Here is a 24,729-nt window from a genome sequence, read left to right as displayed (position 1 = left end):
GATTTATCCCTCTTGTGTATTTTTCTAATTTCTATACTTTTATTTTTCATGTTCATATTCAAGAAGAAACGTTTCCATGCAAAACCAAATAGCGCAAGAATAGTACCAGCAAGAAATTTATGAAAGATTCCCTTCATTCAAAGAGAACTTGTGATGTATGAAAGATTTTTTCTGAATGGGAAGCAAGAGAAGATACTGGTACGTGCGTTTGATTTATCCAAACGGATAACCTGCGGTATCTGATTCGATACACGATAGACCATCGGTGGTTTCTCGTTTAGCCGTGTATAGTTGTGGAAGGTTGAAACGTATCAAATTGCATGAAGCCTAATACTTGGTTTTTCTCTCAATATCTACTTTTAGCTTCATGGCGAGACGATTTGCGCATTGACAAAATTTGATAAGCGCAGCATAGTTTTCTGTGGGAATGAGAGCGGCGAGGGATGACGAAGGGTCCCCAGGCTCTCGATACCATTTGCAACGATGATGGGTGTTCTTGTCAAACGTCCAAGAGGGTAGGGGAAAAAAGGAAGATATGGCCAAAACAACTATGACCTATTGGAATCCACTCATTCCAGAAAATGGTAAGAAATGGGAAGGCATTGAAGGTGCCGATGGCCAATTGGAACAACTGACGTTAGCCATTGATGAGGAGTCAGGTGACTATACTCGTTTAACTCGATTTAAGCCTGGTGCCGATACCGCGGCCTTTGGGCCGAAAAGCCATGCCTATCCCGAGGAAATTTTTATTGTCAAAGGTCGACTTTATGATGCGGCATTTGATCAATGGCTCTCTGCAGGAGACTATGCCAGCCGACCGCCAGGAGAGATCCATGGCCCCTTTAAGACAGATGAGGAATGTATCGTGTTAGAAATATCGTATCCCAGTCATGCCACTTCAAAATCATGACCTACGAAGGCTTGCTTTCTGACCAGGAGTTGCTGAGATTCCTCTAGACAGCGATGACGTGCAGAATATGGGAACATGAAGAAACGAAACATTGTGAAAATTCAAACACATAGTCCAGGATGATAGGAACGGTTGCTCTATGCATTTGATGAAATAATGATGTTACAATCATCAATTACCTATTCATGTACTGATGAAGTATTTGACTCTTTCTTAACACATTAGGAGTTCGTGATATGCCTCCACTTCGATCAAAGACTTCCACTCAAGGCAGAAATATGGCTGGCGCCAGAGCTCTGTGGCGAGCTACGGGAATGAAAAATGATGATTTTGGAAAACCCATCATTGCCATCGCCAATTCATTTACGCAGTTTGTGCCCGGGCATGTACATTTGCATGATCTTGGTCAACTCGTGGCGAGGGAAATTGAGAAAACAGGTGCGGTCGCAAAAGAGTTCAACACCATTGCCGTTGATGATGGAATTGCCATGGGGCATGACGGCATGCTGTATAGTTTGCCCTCCAGGGATATTATCTCGGATTCAGTCGAATATATGGTGAATGCACATTGTGCCGATGCCTTAGTCTGTATCTCGAATTGCGATAAGATTACTCCGGGAATGCTCAATGCGACCTTGCGGTTAAACATTCCAACTGTTTTTGTTTCCGGTGGTCCGATGGAAGCCGGCCGTACGAAGTTGGCTGAACATCATACAAATCTTATACATGCAATTGTGATGGCTGCGGACGAGAAACTCTCGGATGGTGAAGTTGAGGAATATGAACGTTCTGCCTGTCCAACGTGTGGATCGTGTTCCGGCATGTTTACGGCGAATTCTATGAATTGTCTGACGGAAGTTTTAGGTCTGGCTTTACCAGGCAATGGTTCTCTGCTAGCCACGCATGCAGACCGAAAGGAATTGTTTTTGCAAGCTGGCCGTCAGATTGTGGCACTTACGAAGCGGTACTATGAGAAAGATGACGAATCGGTCCTTCCTCGCAGTATTGCGTCCTATGATGCCTTTGCCAATGCGATGAGTATGGACATTGCTATGGGAGGCTCGACGAACACAATTCTCCATTTATTAGCGGCGGCCCAGGAGGCCGGGGTCAATTTCACGTTAAAGGACATTGATCAATTGTCGCGAAAAGTGCCGAATCTTTGTAAGGCTGCTCCAGCCATAGACAAATACCATATGGAAGATGTGCATCGTGCTGGCGGTATGATGGGAATTCTCGGCGAATTAGATCGAGGCGGCTTATTGAATACCAAGGTGCGGAGCATTCACGGTTCTACACTTGCTGAAACGATACGTCACTGGGACGTGGCGGTGACAAGCAGTGAGGAAGTGAAAGAGTTCTATCGAGCTGGCCCTGCAGGTATTCCGACGCAAACCGCGTTTAGTCAAGACACGCGCTATGACACGTTGGACCTTGATCGTGAGAATGGCTGCATTCGCGATATGCAGCATGCCTACAGTCAGCAAGGAGGACTTGCTGTTCTCTATGGCAATATTGCCGAAGATGGATGCATTGTGAAAACAGCTGGGGTTGACGAAAAGAACTGGGTCTTTTCTGGCCCGGCCCGCGTCTTTGAATCGCAGGATTCAGCCGTCGAAGCAATTTTGCATGACAGGATTACAGCTGGCGATGTGGTCGTTATCCGTTATGAAGGGCCCAAAGGTGGGCCCGGTATGCAAGAAATGTTGTATCCCACCAGTTACCTCAAATCCAAGGGCTTAGGTGCGGCCTGTGCCCTTCTCACGGATGGTCGTTTTTCTGGCGGAACATCCGGGCTTTCTATTGGGCATGCCTCACCGGAAGCTGCAGAAGGTGGAGCGATTGGTCTTGTGCAAGAAGGTGATGAAATTCAGATCAATATTCCCAATCGAACGATTCACCTGAACGTTTCCAGCGACGATCTGGTCAAACGTCGAAGCCAAATGGAAGCCAAAGGTCACGACGCGTGGATGCCAACGGAAAAGAGAACCCGCGTGGTATCTTCGGCGCTCAGGGCCTATGCCGCCTTAACGACCAGCGCTGACAAAGGGGCTATTCGCAATGTGGATCAGCTAAAGAAGTAAATCGTCTCATAATCATTCTCTTTTGGCTGATTGCCACATCAAAAAAACCTGCCAGTGCTTTTAACCTTTAAGTAGTCATCCATCTCTACTCGAAAGGAGAATGGACATGTCTGTTAACCCCATACCTGATGGTTATCATAGCGTAACCCCGTATTTGAGCATTCAAGGTGCCGCTGAAGCCATTAAATTTTATCAACATGCGTTTAATGCAACTGAATTGTTTCGTCTCGTTTCGCCTAGCGGGGAAATAGGGCATGCCGAAATCAAAATAGGTAATTCCGTCATCATGTTGGCCGATCCGTGTGAGACCGGAGCGTTCCGTAGCCCGAAGTCACTGGGCGGATCGTCGATAGGTCTTTATGTATACGTCAAGGATGTAGATGCTCTATTTGCTCAGGCTGTTGATGCAGGGGCAAAGGTTGTAAAGGCCGTGGAAGATCAATTTTATGGTGACCGCAACGGGACGTTAGAAGATCCTTTTGGGCATGTGTGGTTTCTCGGCACCCATAAAGAAGATCTCACATCAGAGGAAATCAACAAGCGTGCGGAAGAGTTTTTCACGCAAGGTGGCGCCTAATATAACTCTCAAAGTGAGACGCGCCGCGTCTCTCGCAGGCCCGTCATGCGAAAAAATGGTCCAAACTAAAATGGACAAAATTAACAATCCTGAAGTCGCAAAGGTATTTAATCATTATCCCAAGCGCATACGACCAAAATTATTGTTTTTACGCCAATTAGTCATAGAGACAGCGTCTCAAACGGAAGATGTTGGTACGCTGGAAGAATCTCTAAAATGGGGAGAACCAAGCTATCTCACAAAATGTGGAAGCACAATCCGAATGGATTGGAAAAAATCAAAACCAGATAAATACTACCTGTTTTTTCATTGTAAGACCAAGTTAGTTCGTACATTCAAAGAACGTTATAGAGATACGTTCAAGTTTGAAGGCAACAGAGCCATTGTGTTTCATAAAGATGAGGATATTCCGGTTGAGGAATTAAAGCATTGCATAACATTGTCTCTCACGTATCATCGAATAAAACATTTACCAGCGTTAGGTATGGGGACAAAACAGACCTAACCAACATCGGATCTCCTGACCAAGTTAGAGCATTTTATTGAAAAACGCAGTATGGGCATCTTGGTGGGATACTCTCGTTTAGCAGGAGCATTAAGTTAATCGTGGGTGAATACAAACAATTGAAATATTACTTTGATAAAGATCTTGCCGAGAGTCTTGCTGATAAAATCTGTCCTGTCTATCCAGATTTCAGAAAGAGGGAATTTGTAAAAGACATTGTCTTAGCTGTGAAGGAACAAGAGTTAAAGCAACGAGTGGAAACCATTGCTGACGCGTTATCAAGACAGTTACCTGTTGATTATTCTGAAGCCGTGAATATATTGACTGAAATCCTTGGTCCAGAAAATAAGAAAGAAACCGGCATGTTTACAGAGGGGTATTGGCTGATGCCGGTGGCCTGTTATGTTGAGAAATACGGAACAGAACATTTTGATGAGTCGATTCGGTTTATTGAAGAGATTACGAAACGCCATACTGGGGAGTATGCCATACGACCATTTATCGTGACGTATTCCTCGAAAACACTAAAAGTCATGAATCGATGGTCGAAGAGCAAACATGCTCATGTTCGTCGTTTAGCCAGCGAAGGTCTCAGGCCGCGATTGCCTTGGGCAAAGAAAATTTCCATTTTTTCAGATGATCCTTCACCAGTCATCAACATTCTGGAAAATCTCAAATCAGATAGATCGGCCTATGTCAGAAAGTCAGTCGCGAATAATCTTAATGATTTTCTGAAGGAGAACTATCCCTGGACAATTTCAGTTCTGAAGCGATGGAGGGAAAATGCGAGTGAAGAAACCCGCTGGATCATTAAGCATGCATTGAGGAATGAAGTTAAGAAAAATAATCAAGAAGCCTTGAAGCTCATTCGGTGATATTAAACATGCCTTTATTCGTTCTATGAACGTTTTCAAGTGAATAGAATGGCAAGGTTTCTTTAGACTTCCCGATTTTTACGTTGCCACTCTACCAAACAACAATGAAGTTTCTCATGTAAGCGATGTCGTGTTAAACAAAATGATGGAGGCGCAAGCAAAGTCGAATCGATTTGAGACCTATTCAAAAACAGTTTTAGTGCTGATTGTGGTCACCGGTGTCCTTGTGGCTGATTTTGTTATCACCGGGGTCTATCACATCCAAAAGTATGGGACGATTCACAAGTATGCTGACCGAAAAGCCTTGCGAGTTCCCTCGCAGATTTTTCATCATACGCTCAAGGCCAATGGTCAGCAGCAAGAACAAAAATGGGGACATTTGTCCAATCCACTTTATACGAATTCGCTTGGGTTTAAAGATCGGGAAATTCGTGAAATCCCGTTAGCCTCGTCCAACTTTCGTTTTCTTGTTATCGGTGATTCGTTTACAGAAGGGATTGGGATTGACTACGAGAAGACCTTTGTTGGGCTGATTGATTCAGAACTGGCGCGCCGGAATATTGAAGTACTCAATGCGGCGGTGTCTTCCTATTCGCCGTTGATCTATTTCAAGAAAGTGAAATATTTACTCGAAACTATCGAGTTAGACTTCGATCATCTCATCGTCTTTCTAGATATTTCTGATGTAGAGGACGAAGTCCAACGTTACGATATCCAGGATGGACACGTCGTCGGGCTGGTGAGTCAGACTTCAAAGATAAAGGAATTTGTGTATGAATATACCGGCTTGCTGAAAAATATCTGGACCTTGGCCGTCAATATGCAAAAGACTTTTGCCCCGACTCACGAGGATCTGCGTTCTGAAGAGGAACGACGGTACGGGATCAATCAACAAAGAAGTCTGTGGACAATTGACGATATAGTTTTTCAGGAATATGGGGAAAGCGGATTAGCAAAGGCACAACATCATATAGATTTACTCTATGAATTACTCCAGCGACATCATAAAGAGATGACGATTGCTGTGTATCCATGGCCGGATCAGATTGTTCACAAGGACCTGCATTCCCGGCAAGTCACGTTTTGGGAGGAGTGGGCTCAAAAACATTCTGTAAACTTTTTCAATTTTTTCCCGTTGTTTATCTTGCCTGATGACGATCCTAAGGGAGTTCTTGATAAATATTTCATAGAAGGGGATGTGCATTGGAATGAACAGGGACATGAGATAATGGCGCATGAACTACTCAGAAAAATGCAGGTGGCTTTCCCTGAAAATTTTCAAGAGAAAACGGTTGGGGCGGAATAGGAATGTTTGCCGTGTGAATTATTTCTGTTCGAATGTGAAGATCGAGAATGTAAAATGCATTCCACTGTCCGTTGTCCTATATTCATATCTAATTTATCATTATCGTCTAGGCTTATTGGTCGAGGGTTTGCTTTTGGTAAATATGATGGTAGAATAATGGCATGAAAACTACCATTGATTTGTCAGGTCGTCTTGTCATTCCGAAAGAAATTCGTAGAGTTGCCGGGCTAGAGCCTGGGATTCCCCTTGAAGTTCGGTGGCGCGAGGGGGTGGTCGAAATAGAACCATCTCCCATACCTGTCAAACTAACCAAGCGAGGACGGCTCCTAGTTGCTGTTCCTGAGAAGCCGATAACCTCTCTCACCCACGAGACTGTCAAGCAAACTCGTCAGCAAGTACGACACGGTCGATCTTCCACGTCTTAGGTATGCCAACATTTTTATTGGATTCCAGTGTCATGGTTGCTGCCGTCTGCTCATGGCATGAACATCATCAAGCTGCTATCGAAGAAATTGAACGACGTTTGAAACGAAGGCAGACCATGATAGTGGCTGCTCCAACACTTGTAGAAACTTACGCTGTCTTGACTCGTCTTCCTTCTCCACATCGTCTTTCTTCCCATGATGCCAAAAATCTCATTGAAAGTAATTTTCTGAATGAATATAAATGTATTGCACTAGATGAGAACGACTACAAACATCTCGTGCTTGAAGCTCCAGGTAAAGATGTCAGTGGTGGAAGAACGTATGATTGGGTCATTGCCCTCTGTGCTCAAAAGGCAGAAGTCTCTGTCCTCTTGACATTCAATATTCGAGATTTTACTTCTTTTTCTCTCCATGATGTGGGAATATATTTTCCTGAGTCGTCTGTATCTGGTTAGCCTTGTCTCTCAAGTGTCTTCGTCCCTCGGTCTTTACTTTTCTTTCATCACTGGATTGCTCAGTCTTCCAATGTGCTCGATTTCGACTGTGACGTGATCCCTGTCTTGAAGAAAGATGGGTGGTGTTCGAGCAAAGCCGACTCCGGGAGGGGTGCCTGTGAGAATGACCGTACCTGGAAGTAACGTCGTACTTTGGCTTAAAAAACTTATGAGTGTTGGGATGTTGAAAATCATATCGGACGTGGTCGAGTTTTGCATGGTTTTGCCATTTAGCACGGTCCTGATTCTTAGGTCATTCGGATTTCGAATTTGGTCCTTGGTCACGAGTACCGGGCCAAGTGGACAAAACGTGTCAAACGATTTTCCCCGGCACCATTGTTTTCCTCCACCGTCTTTCTGCCATCGACGCGCACTGACATCATTTGCGCAGGTGTACCCGAGCACATAATTCAGGGCGTTTTGTCGAAGCACATTTTTGGCTGGTTTCCCTATGACGATAGCCAGCTCACATTCATAGTCCACCTCTCCCGGCGCGACCGTTGGGATCACAATGGGATCTCCTGGATTATTGAGGGCATTGGCGGCCTTGATAAAGAGCACGGGATGTTCAGGAAGCTTCGCTCCGGTTTCTTCGGCATGAGCACGATAGTTTAGTCCAATGCAAAGAATGGTAGGCGGAACAATCGGGGCCAGTAGTTTTTGGATTGTCGTAGTCTTTTCTGTGACCTCGTAGGTTCTCAAAATGTCACCGTTAATGAGTGTCGCTGTCTGGTCGTCAATTCGTTCGCCATAGCTGATCTGCCCTGTAGAATCCAGAAATCTGATGATGTTCATGGGCGAGTATCCCTTCGCGTGTAGAGAGATTTTTTCGAGAAGCCCAGTTTACGGGGTCGTAATGATGAAAGAAATAGGGTAGAGAAGGAAATGATGTTTAGGTGAGATTTGTTGCTTGGTGCTGGCACCGAGGTATTTATTCCCGACTGGAGATGAGGCATGTTACACTATCTCGGTATATGCTCATAAATTGTAGTCATTATATCTGGAGGAATACCTTTGGACACCAATAAGTGGGAAGAATTAGCCAATCGAACTAAGCAAGCCTTGGGACTCTCACATACGCCCATTGGCATCACCTTTTCTCAAGAAGTCCCGGAAGGTGTTCCGTTCCATGATGGTGAGATGCCAGATCCAAGTGCAGATGGCCGTACAGGGAAAGTGACGGCTGGCTGTGTATTTTGGATTCAATCTGAGAACCGCACCTTCACAACAAAAGCGGAGGATCATTTTAACTGTAGCGTTGGGAGCGTCACGCATGGTCTTAAGGAGCTTGGTGATGTCATGCAGAACGAGGATGTTCAGGGGCTCCTAGAGAGTGAGTGGGTCACTCCTGAAGAAGCGATGCAATTGCCAGTCGTCAAGAATCGGTATCAGTTTATCACCTATGGTCCAGTATCCGAGACGGGCATCGATCCCGACGTCATCCTTCTTCGTCTGAGTGCGTTTCAAGGGATGGTGTTGCATGATGCATTTGGTGACATGTCGATTGTTGGCAAGCCACAGTGCCATATTATTCCTCTGGCGAAGGAGCAGAACCAGATTGCGATGAGTACGGGGTGTACGCTGAGCCGTATCCGCACTGGCATGTCTCCAGATGAAATGACCTGTACGATTCCAGCAAATCGCTTTGCTGAGGTCGTTGACAAACTCGAGACCAGGCGTGAGGCGAATGCTCGTGTGGCGACTTATGCCAATGCTGATGGTCGTCGATTTCCTAAACGTCAATCATCGTGAAATTTTTCGAGTACAATCAAGCGTCATGAACCATCTTTCGCCACAATTAAATGAAGCCTGTGAGTCTCTGCAGCAACCGGGAGCCATCCTTCTCATTTCTTGTTATGAATTAGGGCATCAGCCGATTGGCCTAGCTCAGCCTGCCGGGTTTCTCGAGCAGAAAGGTTATGCTCCGGCTACTTTAGATTTGTCAGTAGAGGATTTTAATGTGCCGTACGTTGAGCAGGCACAAGTGGTGGGAATTTCTGTCCCGATGCATACGGCGCTTTCCTTGGGGTGCCAAGTAGCTAAACGTATTCGTCATATTAATCCAGGCGCACATATTTGTTTTTATGGGCTCTATGCCTCTCTGAACGCGGAGTATTTACTTCGTCACTTGGCCGATTCTGTGATTGGAGGTGAATATGAAACGCCTTTGGTCAATCTACTTGATCAATTGTCCAATCTCCAATCATCTTCCCAAGAGTCCAATGACATAGCATCGGACCTTGTCTTGCAAGTTGTTGGGGTGAGTTGTGCGGATTCAATTGCTCCACCCTTCTTGAAACGGATCAGTTGGCCATCCCGAGTTTCAGCGACCGATATGGTCGGGAAAGATTCGGCAGATAGTCGTGGCTTTCCTGTTCCCGCACGCACCTCGCTTTCCCCACTTTGTGAGTATGCACGCTTAGAATATCAGGGAGAGGACCATGTCGTAGGATACGTGGAAGCGAGTCGAGGGTGCCTGCATAGCTGTTTACATTGTCCTATTGTTCCTGTGTACCAAGGGAAGTTTTTTTTGTTTCCGGCAAAAGTCGTGTTGGCGGATATTCGACAGCAAGTTAAAGCTGGTGCCGTTCATATCACCTTTGGTGATCCCGACTTTCTGAATGGACCTGGTCATTCTCTGAATATTGTTCGGGCTCTGCATGATGAGTTTCCTCAGGTGACGTTTGATTTCACAACTAAAATTGAACATATCTTGAAGCACCAATCGATCTTCCAAGAAATCAGTCAACTCGGCTGTCTGTTTGTCATTTCTGCGGTGGAGTCATTTAGTGAAAATGTTCTTCTTCATTTGGAAAAGGGACATTCGCGCAACGATATTTTTATGGCGCACGACATTCTGCAGTCTGCCGGGATTACCCTTCGTCCTTCTTTGGTCGCTTTTACACCCTGGACAACCTTAGACGATTATGTCGAAATGTTTGATTTGGTTGAACGGTATGGTCTCATCGACTGTATTGATCCTGTTCAATACAGTGTTCGACTCTTGGTCCCCCCTGGCTCGGCATTATTAACCCCACCCGAGACTCATCCGACACCAATGGCCCAGTTTCTCGGGTCGCTTGATCAGGAGAAATTTCAGCACAAGTGGTCACACCCTGATCCACGTATGGACTCGTTACAGCAATCGGTATCAAAGGTTGTGGAGGAAAGCACGAAAACGAAGGAAGATTCGGAACAGACCTTTTATCGTTTATGGGAATTGGTGTATGACACCGCGGGGCTTGATTTTTCTTTGTCGGACAAAGCCGTTTCTATGAATCCGGATCGTGTACGTCCTCCACGAATGTCCGAACCCTGGTTTTGTTGTGCGGAGCCGACGACGGATCAATCCCACTCTGTCAAATACTCTTCGAAGTCATGAAACTTCCTGAGTGGCCAGGATAAGGGTGCGACTTATCACTAAGACACTATTCTTTTCTAGATCAGTGACTAGACATAATGTATTTCGGATTCTCCCATGGCCCATCTGCTTCTCCTTCTTCCATCCATGAGTTATCGAGGTGAAGCTTTTCTGGAAGCCGCTACCAAGGTTGGTGTATTTCTGACAATTGCGGGTGACGCTCCGCCAGATTGTCTTGAACAATCTTTCCCAAACTTTCTCCCACTCGATCTGCATAATCCTGACACCGCTGTTCCGTCCGTTGTGGCGTATGCCAAAACCTCTCCTATTGATGTCGTCCTCGGGGTGAATGATCAGACGGCAGTTTTGGCATCGATCATTTCCGAAGCTCTAGGACACCTTGCCAATTCGATTGATTCGGTACGAGCTGCGAGCAACAAACACACGATGCGGAGGCTGTTGCAGAAAGAAGGGCTCCCGTGCCCAAACTTTATGGTGGTGAGTGTCGATGAGATGCCAGCGGACGTGGTTCCGCACGTCACCTTTCCTTGCGTGCTCAAACCTATCACGCTCTCGGGTAGCTGTGGTGTGATACGTGCGGATGATCAGGAGAGTTTCCTGCAAGCCTTTATCCGAATTGCCAATCTGTTAAAAACCTTTTCAAATTTCGAACACGAAATTGCGAGCCGTCAAATCCTTATTGAAGACTTTATTCCCGGAATCGAAGTTGCGCTGGAGGGGTTACTCACAAAGAATGTGTTTCATCCTCTGGCTTTGTTTGACAAACCCGATCCGCTCAACGGTCCTTATTTTGAAGAAACGATTTATGTGACGCCTTCACGTCTTCCGTCTGACACACAAGCACGAATTACGGAGTCTTTGGCAAAGGCCGCGCGCGCTATTGGACTTCGAGAAGGACCTGTTCATGGAGAGTTACGGATTAATGGTCAAGGCATTTGGGTGATTGAAGTGGCTGCACGGAGTATTGGCGGAAAATGCTCTCGAATGTTGGAGTTTGGGACTGCTAGATCGTTAGAGGAACTCATTCTGCTTCACGCACTTGGTCAAGACCTTCCGTCTTTGGATCTCGTGAAGCGTGCGGGAGGAGTCATGATGATCCCGATACCCCAAGAAGGGATTTTAGTGAGGGTCGAAGGGCAAGAGGAAGCTCAACGTGTTCCTGGTATTGAAGAGGTAGTCATGTCAGCAAAGCCAGGTGAATCGCTTATTCCTTTGCCGGAAGGAAAGCGATACCTTGGGTTTATTTTAGCCAGAGGTACACGGCCCGAAGAGGTAGAAGAATCCTTGCGAGAAGCCCATCGACGGATACATGTCGTGATGAAAACACAGGTCTCCTCTGTTATTCAACCAGGAGTCTTCCGCGTATGAAAATTTGGTTTTTCCAAGTTTAGCGAGCAGAAACGAAAGTTTGCGAAGTCTTCAAGCTTCCCCCCCCCCTTTTTCCTGGAGGGGGATGGAGGAGTTAGAAAACCCGGACGATGCCAGGGAAATAACAGAAGTCCTAAATTTCTAGGCAGGCACGATTTCTTTGGCTGTTGCCACCATCCAGGCATCCAAGCTGCTGACTTGCTCTGCAACATCCTGAATGTTGTTTAAGTCATGTTCCCATACGCCTTGGATTTCTTCCCCATTATCGGTGATGTCTTTTTTGATGGTGTCGATTTCTGCATCAAACCGAGCCACGGGCTGGGACTCAATCCGCCGCACTCTTCGTTTTCCGAACATCGTCCCATCTGTGCCAAGATCGCACACAAAATGAACGAGATCTAACCGGCCATCCGGTAGAGTCTTGGCCACCATCCGATAAGTTGTCCCTTGCTTCGAATGCACAATGGCTGCCTTATAGTACCGTTCACCTATAGCAGGATTGACCTCAACGGCTGTTAAATCAATCATTGGTGGTGGTGGGGCTGCGCTAGTATCGACTTCTCCCATAGGGGATACTCCTTTTTTGACGAATAACATGAATGATTTTGTGACGCTATGAGCTTAACAAGCAGCAACAATATGGGCAAGGGGCGGATAGATTCCTGAGGCGATAGGACTTAATTTGCTTGGGTATTTCCTGTGTCGTCCCCCCATGCACTTGGTTGTTCTCTCCCCACTTCTTTACCTGATACCCACGAGTGTATTGACTTTATGGCTTTTGACTTGGATTTCTCGCATTCGATTATTGTAAAGAGGAATTTATGTATTTGAGTATGGTGGGACCCAGAAGATTCGTGGGGCGCACTGGTGTGCATGCATTTGCCCGACGAGAGGGGAGAACTTAGAGCCTGAGGCCATAAAATATAACCATACAGAGTGATATGATCGAGATGGCTAACGCCCCAAGGCTTACCTGCCATGAACGCTGATAATATGTTATAGCTAAAGACTCGGCTTGCTCTAAGGCTAATGCCGTACTTTGTAATTGTTCGGCAAGTTCTTTGACATGTGTCGCGTTTTGAGACGCGGCCGTTTGCAACTCGCTAATTTGTTGTTGCAACAAATGGGATTGATTAGGAGGGGCATCAGACGCTCTTTTTGTGAATGCTGGTGCTGTGGCCGAAATGATTGTGCCGATATGTGGAAAAACGGCTTTTAACGCTGGTATCACCCATGTGATCATACGTAGGCCCTCGCAATCATTTACTTGATGACATTAACATTAAATGACATGTCATGAGCAATATGCTGAAAATTTATAAGTTTGTCAAAGAAACGATGATGAAGTTCATGAGATGAATTAGGCAGATTCCCGTGAGACGTATGGAGTTACGGTTCGGCTCCCATCCACTGTGGGATCTGTAAGGCTTCCATGACGAATTCAGTCGATAAGGCCGCCAGGACCATTCCCATGACCCGAACCATGATCGAAGCCCCATTCATTCCGATTACCTTGAGTATGGGAGTTGCCGCAAGCATACAGATGAGTGTTATGGCCAGTATGCCAAGAAGTATGGCAGCTGTCGTCGCCTGCACAGGAATGGAATAGAGATGGTTGTCCGTTAATAAGATGACGGCAAGAATGGCTCCCGGCGTCGCGATTGATGGCACGGCCAGTGGAAACACGGCAATATCGTGGCCTGGCTCTTCCGTTGTTTGATTGCTTGTGACTCCGCTTCCAAAAACCATTTGAAGGCCGAATAAAAATAGAATGACTCCTCCCGCTACTTGTAAAGAAAGGAGTCGAATACCCATGGAGGAAAGGAGAATTTGACCGAGCACGATGGCTCCCAGCAGAATCGCTGCACTGTACAAGATGGCTTTCCATGCCGTTTTTTTTCGCTGGGTTGTGTTTAATTTACTGGTAATTGCCGTAAAAATTGCCAAGGTCCCGATTGGGTCAATCGTCGTCCATAAAATCAAGGCATCCCGTATAAACTTCTCAGTCATGTGAAATTCCTCATTCCAGGCTCACCGTGAATTAATATTCTCGCCTATCGGGCAAAGAACCATCGATGTTTAGGTTAGCTATCTGTTCCTCATCTGGCAGCCAGGTTTGATTTCTTTTACAAAGCGGTAAATCGTCATGCGGATCAGGATGACGGCAAAGATTTTTTAAAAATATCACAGCTGACACATCTTTAATCAATCGTGCTCCAATTTATATCTCAGTAATTCCATCAATCCCAAGTCTCATTTCATATTTGTCATCGACATTGGCCACTACATTATGGGCAATGCAAGCTGAAAAAGAGATTACGGATCCAACAAAAACTTCGTTTGCCATAATGACTAGTGGGGTGACATCTGGCCTCCTCCTTTTAGGAAATGTGAAACAAAAATATATTGGGATCTATATACAGAAAAAGCACGATTCATGCATGATACCAATTCATCATGGTCGAACCGAGAAACGGTTCGACCATGGTAAGAAACGCTTGAAATTCCTTGGCCCTTTATCATTATCTTGGTGTCGATATCTTTAGAAGGGTAGAAAGGATGGAAAAGCGAGAAGTCGACTGTGAGAAATGTGTCAGAATTAAGCCTTTTAAGGCTTTTCACACATACTGCCAAGACTCTGCAAGATTATTTGGAGTAACAGTCTTGATCGTAGAGGTTGTGGCATCAGGCATTCAGAAATGTTCTATTACTGGGAGTAAGGACTATTCTGGTTATTATTTTGGCTGAGTATTGATTTTCTTTGAATCTGCCTGATGTGATCATTTATTCACTATATCATCAATCACTATTGGAATGTGTGTAGGATGATTCTGCTAATATTTATTTCGAGAATTCAGTGTTCACGACATGCCACATGCATGGTCTAAGCATATAGTGAGGAGTGAGAATAGAATCCACTGACAATTTCAACTCAAGCATTCATATGCATCAGTGGACAATTATAGCGAATCCAATTAAGTCTCAGTTTAAGAGGAAGGTAGCCTAGGCGATGATTGCTGTAACCCTCTCTCAGCAATGAAGTGCTTACCAATGGTGAGGCCGGTTTGCCTCTTAAGAGTTCATTATAGGTCGCCTAGACAGCGAAATAAGACGCATCAAATGTCGGAAGTTATTTGAAACGGCTATAAGAAAAGAAACTGGGAAGAAGTCAGGTTGTTAGGATAGGGAAATTTCTCTTCCCTCAGACAGACAAGTCTACCTAAGGGAAGAGTCCATTATGCTAACGAAGATCCTGTATCTCAGGGTATGAAAACTATTTGTGAGAATCTTGAAGGGCTGCGGCTTCAGGAGAGATCGTCACAGCATCAATTGAGACCGACGTTGGGGCTTTCAGTTGTCTCGTGGATTGCACGTTGGTTGCAGCCTCAATCAGAGGAAGCGTTGTTTGTGCTTGTATGTTGGCAGCGTTCAGAGCGGCAAGTCCATCCATAGGTTGTCTCCTTTCGAGATTGCCAAAAGTGTTATGTCTAGAGGGAGTATCGGTGTTTTTTCAGATTTCTTGATCGGAGAATATTGTTCATTGTTGAAGAGAAGCGTGTATTAGTATCCGTTCAACAGTTGGCGAAATATTTCTGATTTTTTGGTGTGATGATTTAAAGAAATTGACGGCATGTTTGGCTGCGGCATGTACAACGCAGCATGCCTTCGTGATGGGTTTCCCCATAGTTACACGTTAACTCTTCTCCCGTCTTGATACGACGCAAGGTGTAGAATTCTGCGCGTTCACGAAAGATTCGCATAAAGGTGTTGGGTGAGCAGGAGTGATTGATAAAACGAAAGCCATGTTTTTGTTGAGCCGCATCAATGGCTTTTTTGTTATTGACTTCGACAATGGCAATGTGACGTTGAGTTTTCGCTCGTCGTCGAGCTTCCCGCTGGCTGATCACTTCTCCTTCAAATTCACCGATCTTTCTTCTCGCTGGTAGAGGTTCTGCCGCAAAGAGCCCTTTCCCATTGATGAGGCTTGGCTTATCAATCATTTTGACAGGCCAGGTTCGTAGACGAGAAGGCGGAGATTGACGTGAAGGCATTAGATGGAATGAAAAAGATGTAGTAGGTTATGGATCTCGAATATGACGTATGAATGATTTTACTTGATTCCGATGACCATGGAGTCAGGTCCAATGAGGTGTTCGACACGAGTTTCACGGAACCCAGCTTCTTGTAACCAGCCTGAACAGTCAGCACCGGTATAGTCAAACCCTCCTGCTAACTCGATAAGCATATTGAGGCTCATGAGAAGACCAAACGCATTCTGCTTTCGCTCATCATCGATCAAGGCTTCAAAAATGATGAGAGCTCCCTTTGAGGGAAGCGCGTCATATGCTTTCTCAATGAGTTGTTTTTTCTCTTCCAAATTCCAGTCATGAAGGATGTGACCCATACAGAGAACATCGGCTTGAGGCAAGGCTTCTTTGAAAAAATCGCCTGGAATGAATCGTATTCGATCACTTAAGTCAAACGAATGCACATAGTCCTGAAAGATGGGGCCAACCGGCGCTAGATCAAATCCTCCTCCTGTCAGATGTGAATGTGTTTGTGCAATGTGAACGGCTAATCCCCCTTGAGCACAGCCAATGTCAATGAATGTCTTGTAGTCTTTCCAAGGAAACTTCTGAGCGATGGCCTGACTGGCTCCCATGCTGATGCCGGTCATGGATTGTAGAAAGGCACGGAGTGCCGTGGGATTACCGTATAATGTCCCGAAAAAATCATCACCGTTCTTGGTCTCATTTTGCGGCAATCCTGTGCGGAGTCCCTCTGTGAGCGATCCCCAGTAACGGTACAGGCGGGCATTGGCCATTTCTAAAAATCCACCAATGTATGTGGGTTTTGTTTTATCAAGAAATTGTTCGGTCTCAGGCGTGTTGAAGTATTTCCCATCGTTTCGATCAAGCATGCCGAGTGCCACGAGTGCATCGAAGAAATCTCTGGCGCTGCGTTCGTGCAAGCCTAATTGCTTTTGTAGAGATTCCGCATCAAGCGGTTGACGGGCAAGTTCGGTGAAGACTTCGAGTTCAACGGCACTAAGGAGGGTTTTCGAGCCCCAGAAGGCCATGCCAAGTTGCATGATATTCGCTGGTGATGGCGGTGTACTTATCGTGCGTCCCACACAGATTCCTTAATCCCCACCGGCAAACGCGTCTTCTTCGTGTTCTTCGATGACTTCTTCTGTTTCGATACCAAGTCCTGCTTGAAAGGATTGTCGAATGGCGAGTACATGCGCGTGGGATGGCGTATTGACAATGTCTTGCGTAAAGCGTTCGAGAAATTGATCCGACAGCTTGAGTCCTTGCTGAAAAAACTCTGGCAAGGGCCCCTCCGTAACCTGCTGCCAGGTAATGTAGATAAGAAACTCTTGGAAGTATCGAGCCTGAGGCAATTCTTCTCCAAATTGCTGCAAGGCTTTGTAGGCACGTGTGGCTTCAGGGCCTTGAACCGACGAAAAGGTTTCTTCCACTTCAAGAATATCATCTTCCAGCTCTCCGAGTTCTCCGTGTTGTTCAGCCTGTTGAAGGGCTTGTCGTGCCGCGACGGCTGGGTCGAAGTTCATGTCTTCTTTTCCTTCCCTCTGTCAAACCATTCATGAGATTGAGTGCAATGAATCGAGTTCATTTTTATGACGATCCAACCTCGGCAAGTTTTTGTAATATCGAATCGGCGGATACGAAATTGCGATTGAGACCAAGTGATTTCGAGTCGAGATTCATAGCGAGGCCCAGGAGTTGCGGGAGGTGAAGGATTGGGAGATCAATCGACGTATCCTCTTGCTTGCCGGCTTTGGCTTGCATACCGTCAAGATTCAGATGGCACAGGGGACAGGGGGTCACCATAATGTCAGCGCCATGAGTTTTGGCATTGTTGGTATGTGTCGCCACCATGTTGAGGGAATTTTTCTCATTAATCGTCAGAATGGGAAATCCACAACATCGACTTTTTCCTGGAAAGTCGACCACCTCTGCTCCCAGAATTTCAATGACCCGCTCTAAGGCTTGCGGACGATCAGGATGTTGGTCGAATTGGAGTGCGTCGGTTGGCCGCTGCAGATAGCAGCCATAAAACGGAGCAGCGCGTAGGCCGATTAAGGGTGTTTTGATGGCACGCTTCAGTGCGTCCTCTCCCACATCTTCCAACAAGATCCAAATGAAATGGCGAATATTGGTTGTCCCTCGATACTCGAGTCCTTCTTCTCCTAGCACCTGATTGATTTCGGCTAAATAGGCTTCATCTGTCGTCATGCGGTGATTGGCCTGACTCATGACGCCTTGACAGGTACTGCAAATAGTCATGATCGGCAGGTTCTGTTGTTCGGCAAGGGCAAATGTCCGAGCATTTAACACGTCGCCTAAGCGAAGATCCTTTTCTTGCAGCACGCCAGCGCCTGTGCAGGCGGCTGTGGTCATTTCTTCGAGGTCAATTCCGATCTTCGGGTAGACTTGCATGACCGATTGGTAGAGCTCCGGACATGCGCCTTTTGAAACACAACCGGGAAAGAATGCATATTTCATGAGTGACTCCTAACTCGTTTGAAGAGCCGCTTTATTTGGTCAATGCCAGGAATGGCCCGATGCAATGGGCCTGATGGTGCAATTTTTTTGCGTCGAAATGACTGAATGGCAATGGGGATCATGCCAATTAAACGCCCAACATTACGAAAGCCGAACGTCCGTATCGCCAACATGGGCTCATCTAGCATGCCCTTGTGTTCAATAATGTCCGTGAAGGATTCGGCATGGCGAGAACCGTTTGTCGAGGGGATATGCTCGTCGAATCCCATGGCGCGTAATGACATGATGCGATCCATTGGCCCAACGCCTTTGGGGCAGACCTGGATACATTCCATGCATCGAGTGCAGTCCCACATGCCTCCAGGTTCGTTGAGTGTCGTGAGTCGTTGTTTGGTTGCCGCATCGCGTGGATCGGCCACAAACCGATACGCTTTAGCCAGAGCCGCAGGTCCAATGAATGTTGAGTCGACTTCCAACACGGTACAGTCGGATACGCAAACCCCACACATGATACACGTCATCACGCTGGAAAGATGGTTCATCGCTTCTGCTGGTGCGAGGTGTTCAGCTTCCGGAATGGGTTTGGCGGGCTGGAGCCATGGTTGGATTTGGCGTATTTTCTCCCAAAAGAGTGACATGTCCGTGATGAGATCTTTGATGACGGGCATGTTATTCATGGGTTCTACCTGAATGGTGTGGCTTTCTGTGGTTGCTGATATAATTTTTGTTTTGCAAGCCAACGCTGCATGACCGTTAATTCGCATTCCGCATGAGCCGCAAATGGCTCCGCGACACGAGCAGCGAAGTGCGAGAGAATCGTCGAGTGTTTCTCGGACTTTGATGAGACCATCAAGGACACTATCGGATGCTTCGAGGTCAAGCTGGTAGTCTTGGAAAAAGGGTGATGGGGATTTTTGTTCCGGGTTAAACCGGCGTATACGTAGGGTCGTGTTCATACGTTCTTTATGTTAGCAGACGTAAGCCAGGTGGCTATACCCCTAGGTTTCGTTTTCACTTGTTTCTTTTTTATCTTTCTCTAATACACCCGGGTTTGTGGTTGCCATTGGGTGATTCGAACCGGCAGATAATCGATTGCCGGTGATCCATTCGCCGTTTGATAGAGTAGAATGTGTTTGAGCCAGTTCTCGTCGTTTCGATCCAGATAATCTGTTCGAAAGTGGGCTCCTCGACTTTCTTGGCGCGTGAGCGCGCTCATAATGATCGTTTCTGCGCAGTCCAGCATGAATCCTAGTTCCAGGGTATTGACGAGGCCAGTATTGAAGACATGACCTTTATCTTTGATGCCGACAGATTTCCATCGGTTCTTGAGTGCTTGAATGATCTGCTGGGCGGTGGTGATGCCTTCTTGGTCGCGAAAGACGGATAGATGCCGGTTCATCGTTTGTCCCATTTCGGTTCGAATCTTGGCGATCGTATCCTCGTGGGTTGGTCTTCTAAGTATTGAGGTGATGAGATCATGATCGATGTCGACGCGAGCCTCTGAAACTTTGAGCCCATTGATCGTCTTTGCATATTCGGCTGCACAGGTTCCGGCCCGTCGACCGAACACGACGGTGTCCAACAAGGAGTTGGCTCCGAGACGATTGCCCCCATGCAAACTGACACAAGCCGTTTCTCCAGCAGCAAATAACCCGAACACGCCTTTCCATTGTTTATGAATATCCCAACACCGTCCATCAATATCCGTTTTGATACCACCCATTTGATAGTGCATGCCTGGACGTATGGGTATGGGTTCTTCAGCGAGATCGATATTGGCAAAGGTTTTGGCCTCTTCATTAATTTGACGCAGCCGGTCGTTGATGAAGGATTTGCCAAGGTGGCGACAGTCTAAAAACACGCATCCATTGATGCCGCGTCCTTCATTGATCTCTAGTTGTTCTGCACGTGACACCACATCGCGGGAGGCGAGTTCCATCATATTGGGTGCGTACCGTTCCATAAACCGGTCACCCTCGCTGTTCAAGAGATAAGCGCCTTCTCCGCGAGCGGCTTCGCTAATGAGTAGGCCTTTACCTTTGAGCGTTGTTGGGTGGTATTGGACCATTTCCATATCCATCAATGGGGCCCCGGCTCGATACGCGAGGGCCATGCCATCACCGGTGCAGATCAATGCATTGGTGCTGGGTTCGTACACACGTCCCAGGCCGCCTGCAGCGAGAATGACGGCTTTGGCCTTGAATAAGGCAAATGTTCCCGATCGTATTTCAAAGGCCACGACGCCGGCACATTTTCCGTCATCATCATTAATAATGGATGTAACGAACCATTCTTCATAGATGGGAATTTTCGCTTGAAGAATTTGTTCGAACAGCACGTGCAGCATGGCTTGTCCGGTGAAATCAGAGACAAAGAAGGTGCGTGCTCGTTTTTGTCCGCCAAAGCGTCGAGTCCCTAAGCGTCCTTCTTCATTTCGATTAAAAATGACTCCCATGTGTTCCAGGGCAATAATATCGTTCCCTGCTTCTTGTGCAAGAATCTCCACGGCATCTTGATCTCCCAGATAGTCACTCCCTTTCACTGTTTCGAAAGCATGGTCTTCCCATTTATCGCCTCGATCGGTCAGGGCGGCGTTAATGCCCCCTTGTGCGGCATTCGAATGACTCCGAACGGGGTGGACTTTCGTGAGAACGGCTACCGCTGCTCCCTGTTCATGAGCAGCAATGGCGGAACGCATTCCTGCCAAACCGGCCCCAATCACTAATACGTCGTATGTATGAACGGTGGTCATGAAAGAGTGAAAATACGAAGTTTTGCTGAACGACACTCCCGACCCGAGAGAAGAACGTGACTATATGGCAGAGGTTGAAGGTTTCCGAGATTCGATGGATTCATAGGGACGATTATGTGGTCCTTCATAAATTTGATCAGGACGAAAGAGGTGGTTGTGTTGATACTGTTCAAAGCAGTGGGCAAGCCAGCCTGCGACTCGAGACATCGCGAATATCGGGGTAAACATATCTGTTTCAATACCCATTTGATGGTAGATGATCCCAGAATAAAAGTCTACATTCGGACGAATGCCTTTGTGTCCAACGCGTTGTTCCATTTCTTGTTCAACGGCACGTGCAATGGTGAGTAATGAATTAGGCTTTTGGTCTTTATCCATATGCTGTGCAAGTTCCTGCAGGATGAGCGCTCGAGGGTCTTTCACTTTATATACGCGATGGCCGAATCCCATCACTTTTTCCTTGGCCTCAATTTTTTGATCAAGAAACGATGCAACCTGTTCAACCGAACCGATGGCCCTGAGCATATGAATGACGGCTTCGTTTGCTCCCCCATGGAGTGGTCCCTTGAGTGTACCAATAGCCGACGAGATCACCGTGTATGGATCGGCAAGTGTGGAAGCCGTGACCAAGCCACTGAAGGTCGAGGCATTCATGGTGTGTTCGGCATGAAGGATGAGACTGGTGTCAAACATCTTGGCAATAGCGGGATCGGGCTTTTGCTCGAAAAGCATGTAAAAGAAATTTTCGGAATAGGACAGATTATCGTTGGGCTGGATTTGATCATCGCCATGACGAAGCCGAGCAAAGGCGGCTACCATCGTTGGGAGTTTGGCTAATAACCGGATGGCCGCCCAGTATCGGGCTTCCGGATCACGGACATTCGTTGCCGGATAAAACATACCCAAAGCCGCCACCGCGGCCTGTATGGCATCCATTGGATGTCCAGATTCGGGCAGGCATTTGATGAGATCTGTGATGCGATACTTAATGCGCCGGTGGATTAAGAGGTCTTCTTCAAATTGTCGAAGGGCGGATGATGTCGGGAGCTCATCGAATAAGAGCAGATAGGCTGTTTCCATGAATGTGCCGTGAGCGGCGAGTTCTTCGATACGAATGCCGCGATATTCCAGAATGCCCTGTTGACCGTCCACTGAACTGATATTGGATTTCGTCGCAACAACTCCAGCTAGTCCTGGGAAAAAGTCTCTCATGTGTTAACATCCTTCTTATCTATTCATGGGTGTGATGTGATTCATAGAAAAAGGCCATGGTGTTTCTCTAGACGCTGATGCTCTTTATTTAATAATTCATTTATCTGATTATACTATATATAGCCGTACCTTTGGCAGGCCTAACCTGGGAAACGAAACTGCTATGCTACAGGAGATGACTAGGGTGTTGGTCATCAAAGACGTATCTCGTAACGTATGAAAGGAGTGTTCAATGACCAAGAAAGTCGTGTGTTGTCATGTGATGAAATTGACCTTGGCTGTAACCTGTCTGTCGTGGGGATTGGCTCTGGCAGATGAAGGCCATGGACATGCTGGCCAAGGGAAGTCTCATCACTCTGGAGACATGGAAAAATATTCAGGATCGGCATATGGTGGGATGCAACATCATATGTCTGCCTCTCCGTTAAGTATGAAGAAAGAGCTGAAGTTATCGGATGCGCAGGTCAGCAAACTAGAACCAGTGGAGTCGGATTATCGAAAAACGATGATCAAAAATAGTGCGGATTTACGAGTTGCCATGATCGATTTAGGATCGTTACTTGATCAAGAGAAGACGGATCGAAGTGCCATCGTGAGTCAAGTCGATGCCATTGGTGGATTGCAAACGCAATTGATGATGTACCGAGTTGATACGTTGTTGAAACTGAAGGATGTTTTGTCTCCTGACCAAATTCAACAATTCCGTAATCGGCTTAAGCAACAAATGGATCGTGGCATGAATGGCGGTATGCACGGTATGGGTGGAAAGGGAAGCCATGGTGATATGGGCGCACACGGCTATAGTGCAGGACATTCAGAGGGGTATGGACACGGAAAAGATCTGGAGTAAAACGCGTCATCAGAGAATCCTCTCGCTCACGTATTTTGCGGAAGGAAGAGTTTAAGCGGCTGTTCGAGTATATCTTTGAACTTTTGAAGAAATCTGGCCGCTTGTGCTCCATCCAGTGCCCGGTGGTCGCACGAGAGTGTGACTTTCATCCGCTGGTCGATAATGACGGCATCACTTTCAACGACCGGAAGGGTTTGAATAGTGCCGACTGCGAGAGAGGCCGCTTGAGGAGGAACGAGGACAGCACTAAACTGTTCGATGGCATACATCCCGAGATTAGAGATTGAAAATGTTGCGCCAGAATATTCTTCCGGTTTCAGTCTTTGATTTCTGGCAAGTCGAATCAGACGAAAACTTTCTCGAGAGAGTTCTCGAAGCGTTTTATGTCCACAATCCCGTATCACGGGGGTGATTAATCCTTCCTCCATGGCGACAGCCACTCCGATATCAATAGTGGGATATTGCCGAATGCTTTCGCCCGTATACGAAACGTTGATCTCGGGGTGTTCGATGAGCGCCAGTGTCACAGCTTGAATCAGCAACGTCGTAATACTCAGTGAGGTATCTTGAAGTTCGTTCATCTGTGCCCGTAGCCGTTCAGCCTCTGTCATACTGATGTCTGCGGTCAGGTAAAAATGTGGAACAGGTGCTTTGCTTTCGGTCGTGACACGTGCAATGGCCTTCCGAATTTGGCTCAGCGGACGTTCGATGACATCATTTGAGGGTTGCGGTACCCGCTGTGGAAACCGGACGACATCCCGTTCAACAATTCGTCCGCCTGGCCCGGAGCCCTCAACATTGGAGAGGTCGATGCCTTTGTCCTTGGCTTTCTTCTTCGCGCGTGGGGAAATTTTCTTTGGTGATGAGTCCGTAGTTTCCTGCATCTCTTCGGTCGTGGTTTCGGTTTTTTCTTGAGATGATTCCGAAGCGTTCGGAGTTTTTGAAGTTGGAGCCTTGCTTTTTGGTGCTTTTGGTTTCGTAGATTCTTCCGAACTCTCTGTGTTCTGATCCGATTCAGTAGAGACCTGATCTTCTAGAGGAGTTTCCGTTTTTACCTGCGACGATTCTGAAGCGTTTGGGGTTTTTGAAGCTGAAGCTTTTGTCTTGGACGCTTTTGATTTCGAAGGTTCAGCCGAATTTTTCGTATTCTGATCTAAATCAGAAGAGGAGGTATTCTCTGTCTCTTTTTCGGATACATAGGGTTCAATGTCGTCATTCAATTCACCAATGAGAGCGATGAGGGACCCTGCTTGAACCGTGTCTCCTTCATCAGCCAGCGCCTTCCGGAAAAATCCTGATCCAAAGGCCTCGAGATCCATAACGGCTTTATCTGTTTCAATTTCGGCCAATACGTCACCGGCATCGACTGCATCGCCCTCTGCTTTTTTCCACGACACGACAACGCCTTCTTCCATGGTGTCCGTCAGTTTTGGCATGACCACACGGGTAATCATTGAAC

The 24,729-nt window shown here is 46.6% G+C and carries 25 protein-coding genes; 12 read left to right on the top strand and 13 right to left on the bottom strand.

The genetic code is table 11. The features are described 5' to 3' along the window. Window positions 1-535 precede the first annotated feature (535 nt). From ACWQXP_RS10175 to ACWQXP_RS10140, 8 genes are all read left to right on the top strand, one after another. Window positions 536-910, top strand: coding sequence for a cupin domain-containing protein (locus ACWQXP_RS10175; protein WP_454062707.1), 375 nt, complete (start codon window positions 536-538; stop codon window positions 908-910). 236 nt (window positions 911-1,146) lie between these two features. Further along, entirely contained in the window at window positions 1,147-2,994 is a 1,848-nt protein-coding gene (ilvD, locus tag ACWQXP_RS10170) for a dihydroxy-acid dehydratase (RefSeq protein ID WP_454062706.1), read from the top strand. Between the two features lie 106 nt (window positions 2,995-3,100). Next, window positions 3,101-3,571, top strand: a complete 471-nt coding sequence (locus ACWQXP_RS10165; RefSeq protein ID WP_454062705.1) for a VOC family protein — start codon at window positions 3,101-3,103, stop codon at window positions 3,569-3,571. A 70-nt stretch (window positions 3,572-3,641) separates the two neighbouring features. Further along, window positions 3,642-4,076: a DUF1801 domain-containing protein gene (locus ACWQXP_RS10160; protein ID WP_454062704.1), complete on the top strand. Its 435-nt coding sequence runs from the start codon at window positions 3,642-3,644 to the stop codon at window positions 4,074-4,076. A gap of 101 nt (window positions 4,077-4,177) precedes the next feature. Continuing rightward, window positions 4,178-4,951, top strand: coding sequence for a DNA alkylation repair protein (locus ACWQXP_RS10155; RefSeq protein ID WP_454062703.1), 774 nt, complete (start codon window positions 4,178-4,180; stop codon window positions 4,949-4,951). A 130-nt stretch (window positions 4,952-5,081) separates the two neighbouring features. Further along, window positions 5,082-6,257: an SGNH/GDSL hydrolase family protein gene (locus tag ACWQXP_RS10150; protein WP_454062702.1), complete on the top strand. Its 1,176-nt coding sequence runs from the start codon at window positions 5,082-5,084 to the stop codon at window positions 6,255-6,257. A gap of 161 nt (window positions 6,258-6,418) precedes the next feature. Continuing rightward, window positions 6,419-6,682, top strand: a complete 264-nt coding sequence (locus ACWQXP_RS10145) for an AbrB/MazE/SpoVT family DNA-binding domain-containing protein (protein WP_454062701.1) — start codon at window positions 6,419-6,421, stop codon at window positions 6,680-6,682. A gap of 2 nt (window positions 6,683-6,684) precedes the next feature. Continuing rightward, a complete protein-coding gene (locus ACWQXP_RS10140; RefSeq protein WP_454062700.1) occupies window positions 6,685-7,137 on the top strand; it encodes a PIN domain-containing protein in 453 nt (150 codons plus the stop codon). Between the two features lie 33 nt (window positions 7,138-7,170). Here the strand turns inward: ACWQXP_RS10140 and ACWQXP_RS10135 are convergent, their stop codons facing one another. Further along, window positions 7,171-7,971, bottom strand: coding sequence for a fumarylacetoacetate hydrolase family protein (locus ACWQXP_RS10135; RefSeq protein ID WP_454062699.1), 801 nt, complete (start codon window positions 7,969-7,971; stop codon window positions 7,171-7,173). A 219-nt stretch (window positions 7,972-8,190) separates the two neighbouring features. On the opposite strand from ACWQXP_RS10135, the gene ACWQXP_RS10130 reads away from it, so the two are divergent. The 3 genes from ACWQXP_RS10130 (at window position 8,191) to ACWQXP_RS10120 (ending at window position 11,926) form a co-directional block, all read left to right on the top strand. Next, the gene (locus ACWQXP_RS10130; RefSeq protein ID WP_454062698.1) at window positions 8,191-8,928 is read left to right on the top strand and encodes a DUF169 domain-containing protein; all 738 of its coding nucleotides are present in this window, start codon (window positions 8,191-8,193) and stop codon (window positions 8,926-8,928) included. Window positions 8,929-8,995: 67 nt separating this feature from the next. Beyond that, window positions 8,996-10,558: a CUAEP/CCAEP-tail radical SAM (seleno)protein gene (locus ACWQXP_RS10125; protein WP_454063023.1), complete on the top strand. Its 1,563-nt coding sequence runs from the start codon at window positions 8,996-8,998 to the stop codon at window positions 10,556-10,558. 96 nt (window positions 10,559-10,654) lie between these two features. Next, complete coding sequence (locus tag ACWQXP_RS10120) at window positions 10,655-11,926, top strand: ATP-grasp domain-containing protein (RefSeq protein WP_454062697.1); 1,272 nt, start codon at window positions 10,655-10,657, stop codon at window positions 11,924-11,926. Window positions 11,927-12,067: 141 nt separating this feature from the next. Here the strand turns inward: ACWQXP_RS10120 and ACWQXP_RS10115 are convergent, their stop codons facing one another. From ACWQXP_RS10115 to ACWQXP_RS10065, 11 genes are all read right to left on the bottom strand, one after another. Further along, a complete protein-coding gene (locus tag ACWQXP_RS10115) occupies window positions 12,068-12,493 on the bottom strand; it encodes a hypothetical protein (RefSeq protein WP_454062696.1) in 426 nt (141 codons plus the stop codon). 334 nt (window positions 12,494-12,827) lie between these two features. After that, window positions 12,828-13,169, bottom strand: coding sequence for a hypothetical protein (locus tag ACWQXP_RS10110; RefSeq protein ID WP_454062695.1), 342 nt, complete (start codon window positions 13,167-13,169; stop codon window positions 12,828-12,830). A 146-nt stretch (window positions 13,170-13,315) separates the two neighbouring features. Beyond that, the gene (locus tag ACWQXP_RS10105) at window positions 13,316-13,936 is read right to left on the bottom strand and encodes a MarC family protein (protein ID WP_454062694.1); all 621 of its coding nucleotides are present in this window, start codon (window positions 13,934-13,936) and stop codon (window positions 13,316-13,318) included. Window positions 13,937-15,200: 1,264 nt separating this feature from the next. After that, window positions 15,201-15,377, bottom strand: coding sequence for a hypothetical protein (locus ACWQXP_RS10100; RefSeq protein WP_454062693.1), 177 nt, complete (start codon window positions 15,375-15,377; stop codon window positions 15,201-15,203). Between the two features lie 163 nt (window positions 15,378-15,540). Next, entirely contained in the window at window positions 15,541-15,927 is a 387-nt protein-coding gene (locus ACWQXP_RS10095; protein WP_454062692.1) for an SET domain-containing protein, read from the bottom strand. A gap of 110 nt (window positions 15,928-16,037) precedes the next feature. After that, a complete protein-coding gene (locus ACWQXP_RS10090; protein WP_454062691.1) occupies window positions 16,038-17,060 on the bottom strand; it encodes a methyltransferase in 1,023 nt (340 codons plus the stop codon). A 9-nt stretch (window positions 17,061-17,069) separates the two neighbouring features. Continuing rightward, window positions 17,070-17,501, bottom strand: coding sequence for a hypothetical protein (locus ACWQXP_RS10085; RefSeq protein ID WP_454062690.1), 432 nt, complete (start codon window positions 17,499-17,501; stop codon window positions 17,070-17,072). Window positions 17,502-17,565: 64 nt separating this feature from the next. After that, window positions 17,566-18,456: a CoB--CoM heterodisulfide reductase iron-sulfur subunit B family protein gene (locus ACWQXP_RS10080; RefSeq protein ID WP_454062689.1), complete on the bottom strand. Its 891-nt coding sequence runs from the start codon at window positions 18,454-18,456 to the stop codon at window positions 17,566-17,568. Continuing rightward, window positions 18,453-19,412: a succinate dehydrogenase/fumarate reductase iron-sulfur subunit gene (locus tag ACWQXP_RS10075; RefSeq protein ID WP_454062688.1), complete on the bottom strand. Its 960-nt coding sequence runs from the start codon at window positions 19,410-19,412 to the stop codon at window positions 18,453-18,455. Before ACWQXP_RS10075 ends, ACWQXP_RS10080 begins: the two co-directional genes overlap by 4 nt. Window positions 19,413-19,492: 80 nt before the next feature. Then, a complete protein-coding gene (locus tag ACWQXP_RS10070) occupies window positions 19,493-21,208 on the bottom strand; it encodes an FAD-binding protein (protein WP_454062687.1) in 1,716 nt (571 codons plus the stop codon). A gap of 60 nt (window positions 21,209-21,268) precedes the next feature. After that, on the bottom strand, window positions 21,269-22,420 hold the full coding sequence (locus ACWQXP_RS10065) for a citrate synthase (RefSeq protein WP_454062686.1): 1,152 nt from the start codon (window positions 22,418-22,420) through the stop codon (window positions 21,269-21,271). A gap of 232 nt (window positions 22,421-22,652) precedes the next feature. On the opposite strand from ACWQXP_RS10065, the gene ACWQXP_RS10060 reads away from it, so the two are divergent. Then, a complete protein-coding gene (locus ACWQXP_RS10060) occupies window positions 22,653-23,270 on the top strand; it encodes a Spy/CpxP family protein refolding chaperone (RefSeq protein ID WP_454062685.1) in 618 nt (205 codons plus the stop codon). 26 nt (window positions 23,271-23,296) lie between these two features. Here the strand turns inward: ACWQXP_RS10060 and ACWQXP_RS10055 are convergent, their stop codons facing one another. Next, the gene (locus ACWQXP_RS10055; RefSeq protein WP_454062684.1) at window positions 23,297-24,724 is read right to left on the bottom strand and encodes a 2-oxo acid dehydrogenase subunit E2; all 1,428 of its coding nucleotides are present in this window, start codon (window positions 24,722-24,724) and stop codon (window positions 23,297-23,299) included. Window positions 24,725-24,729 lie beyond the last annotated feature (5 nt).

Source organism: Candidatus Nitrospira salsa (genome assembly GCF_965152625.1).
The sequence above is the reverse complement of the archived record's forward strand: the minus strand, read 5'-3'. Positions and strand labels throughout refer to the sequence as shown.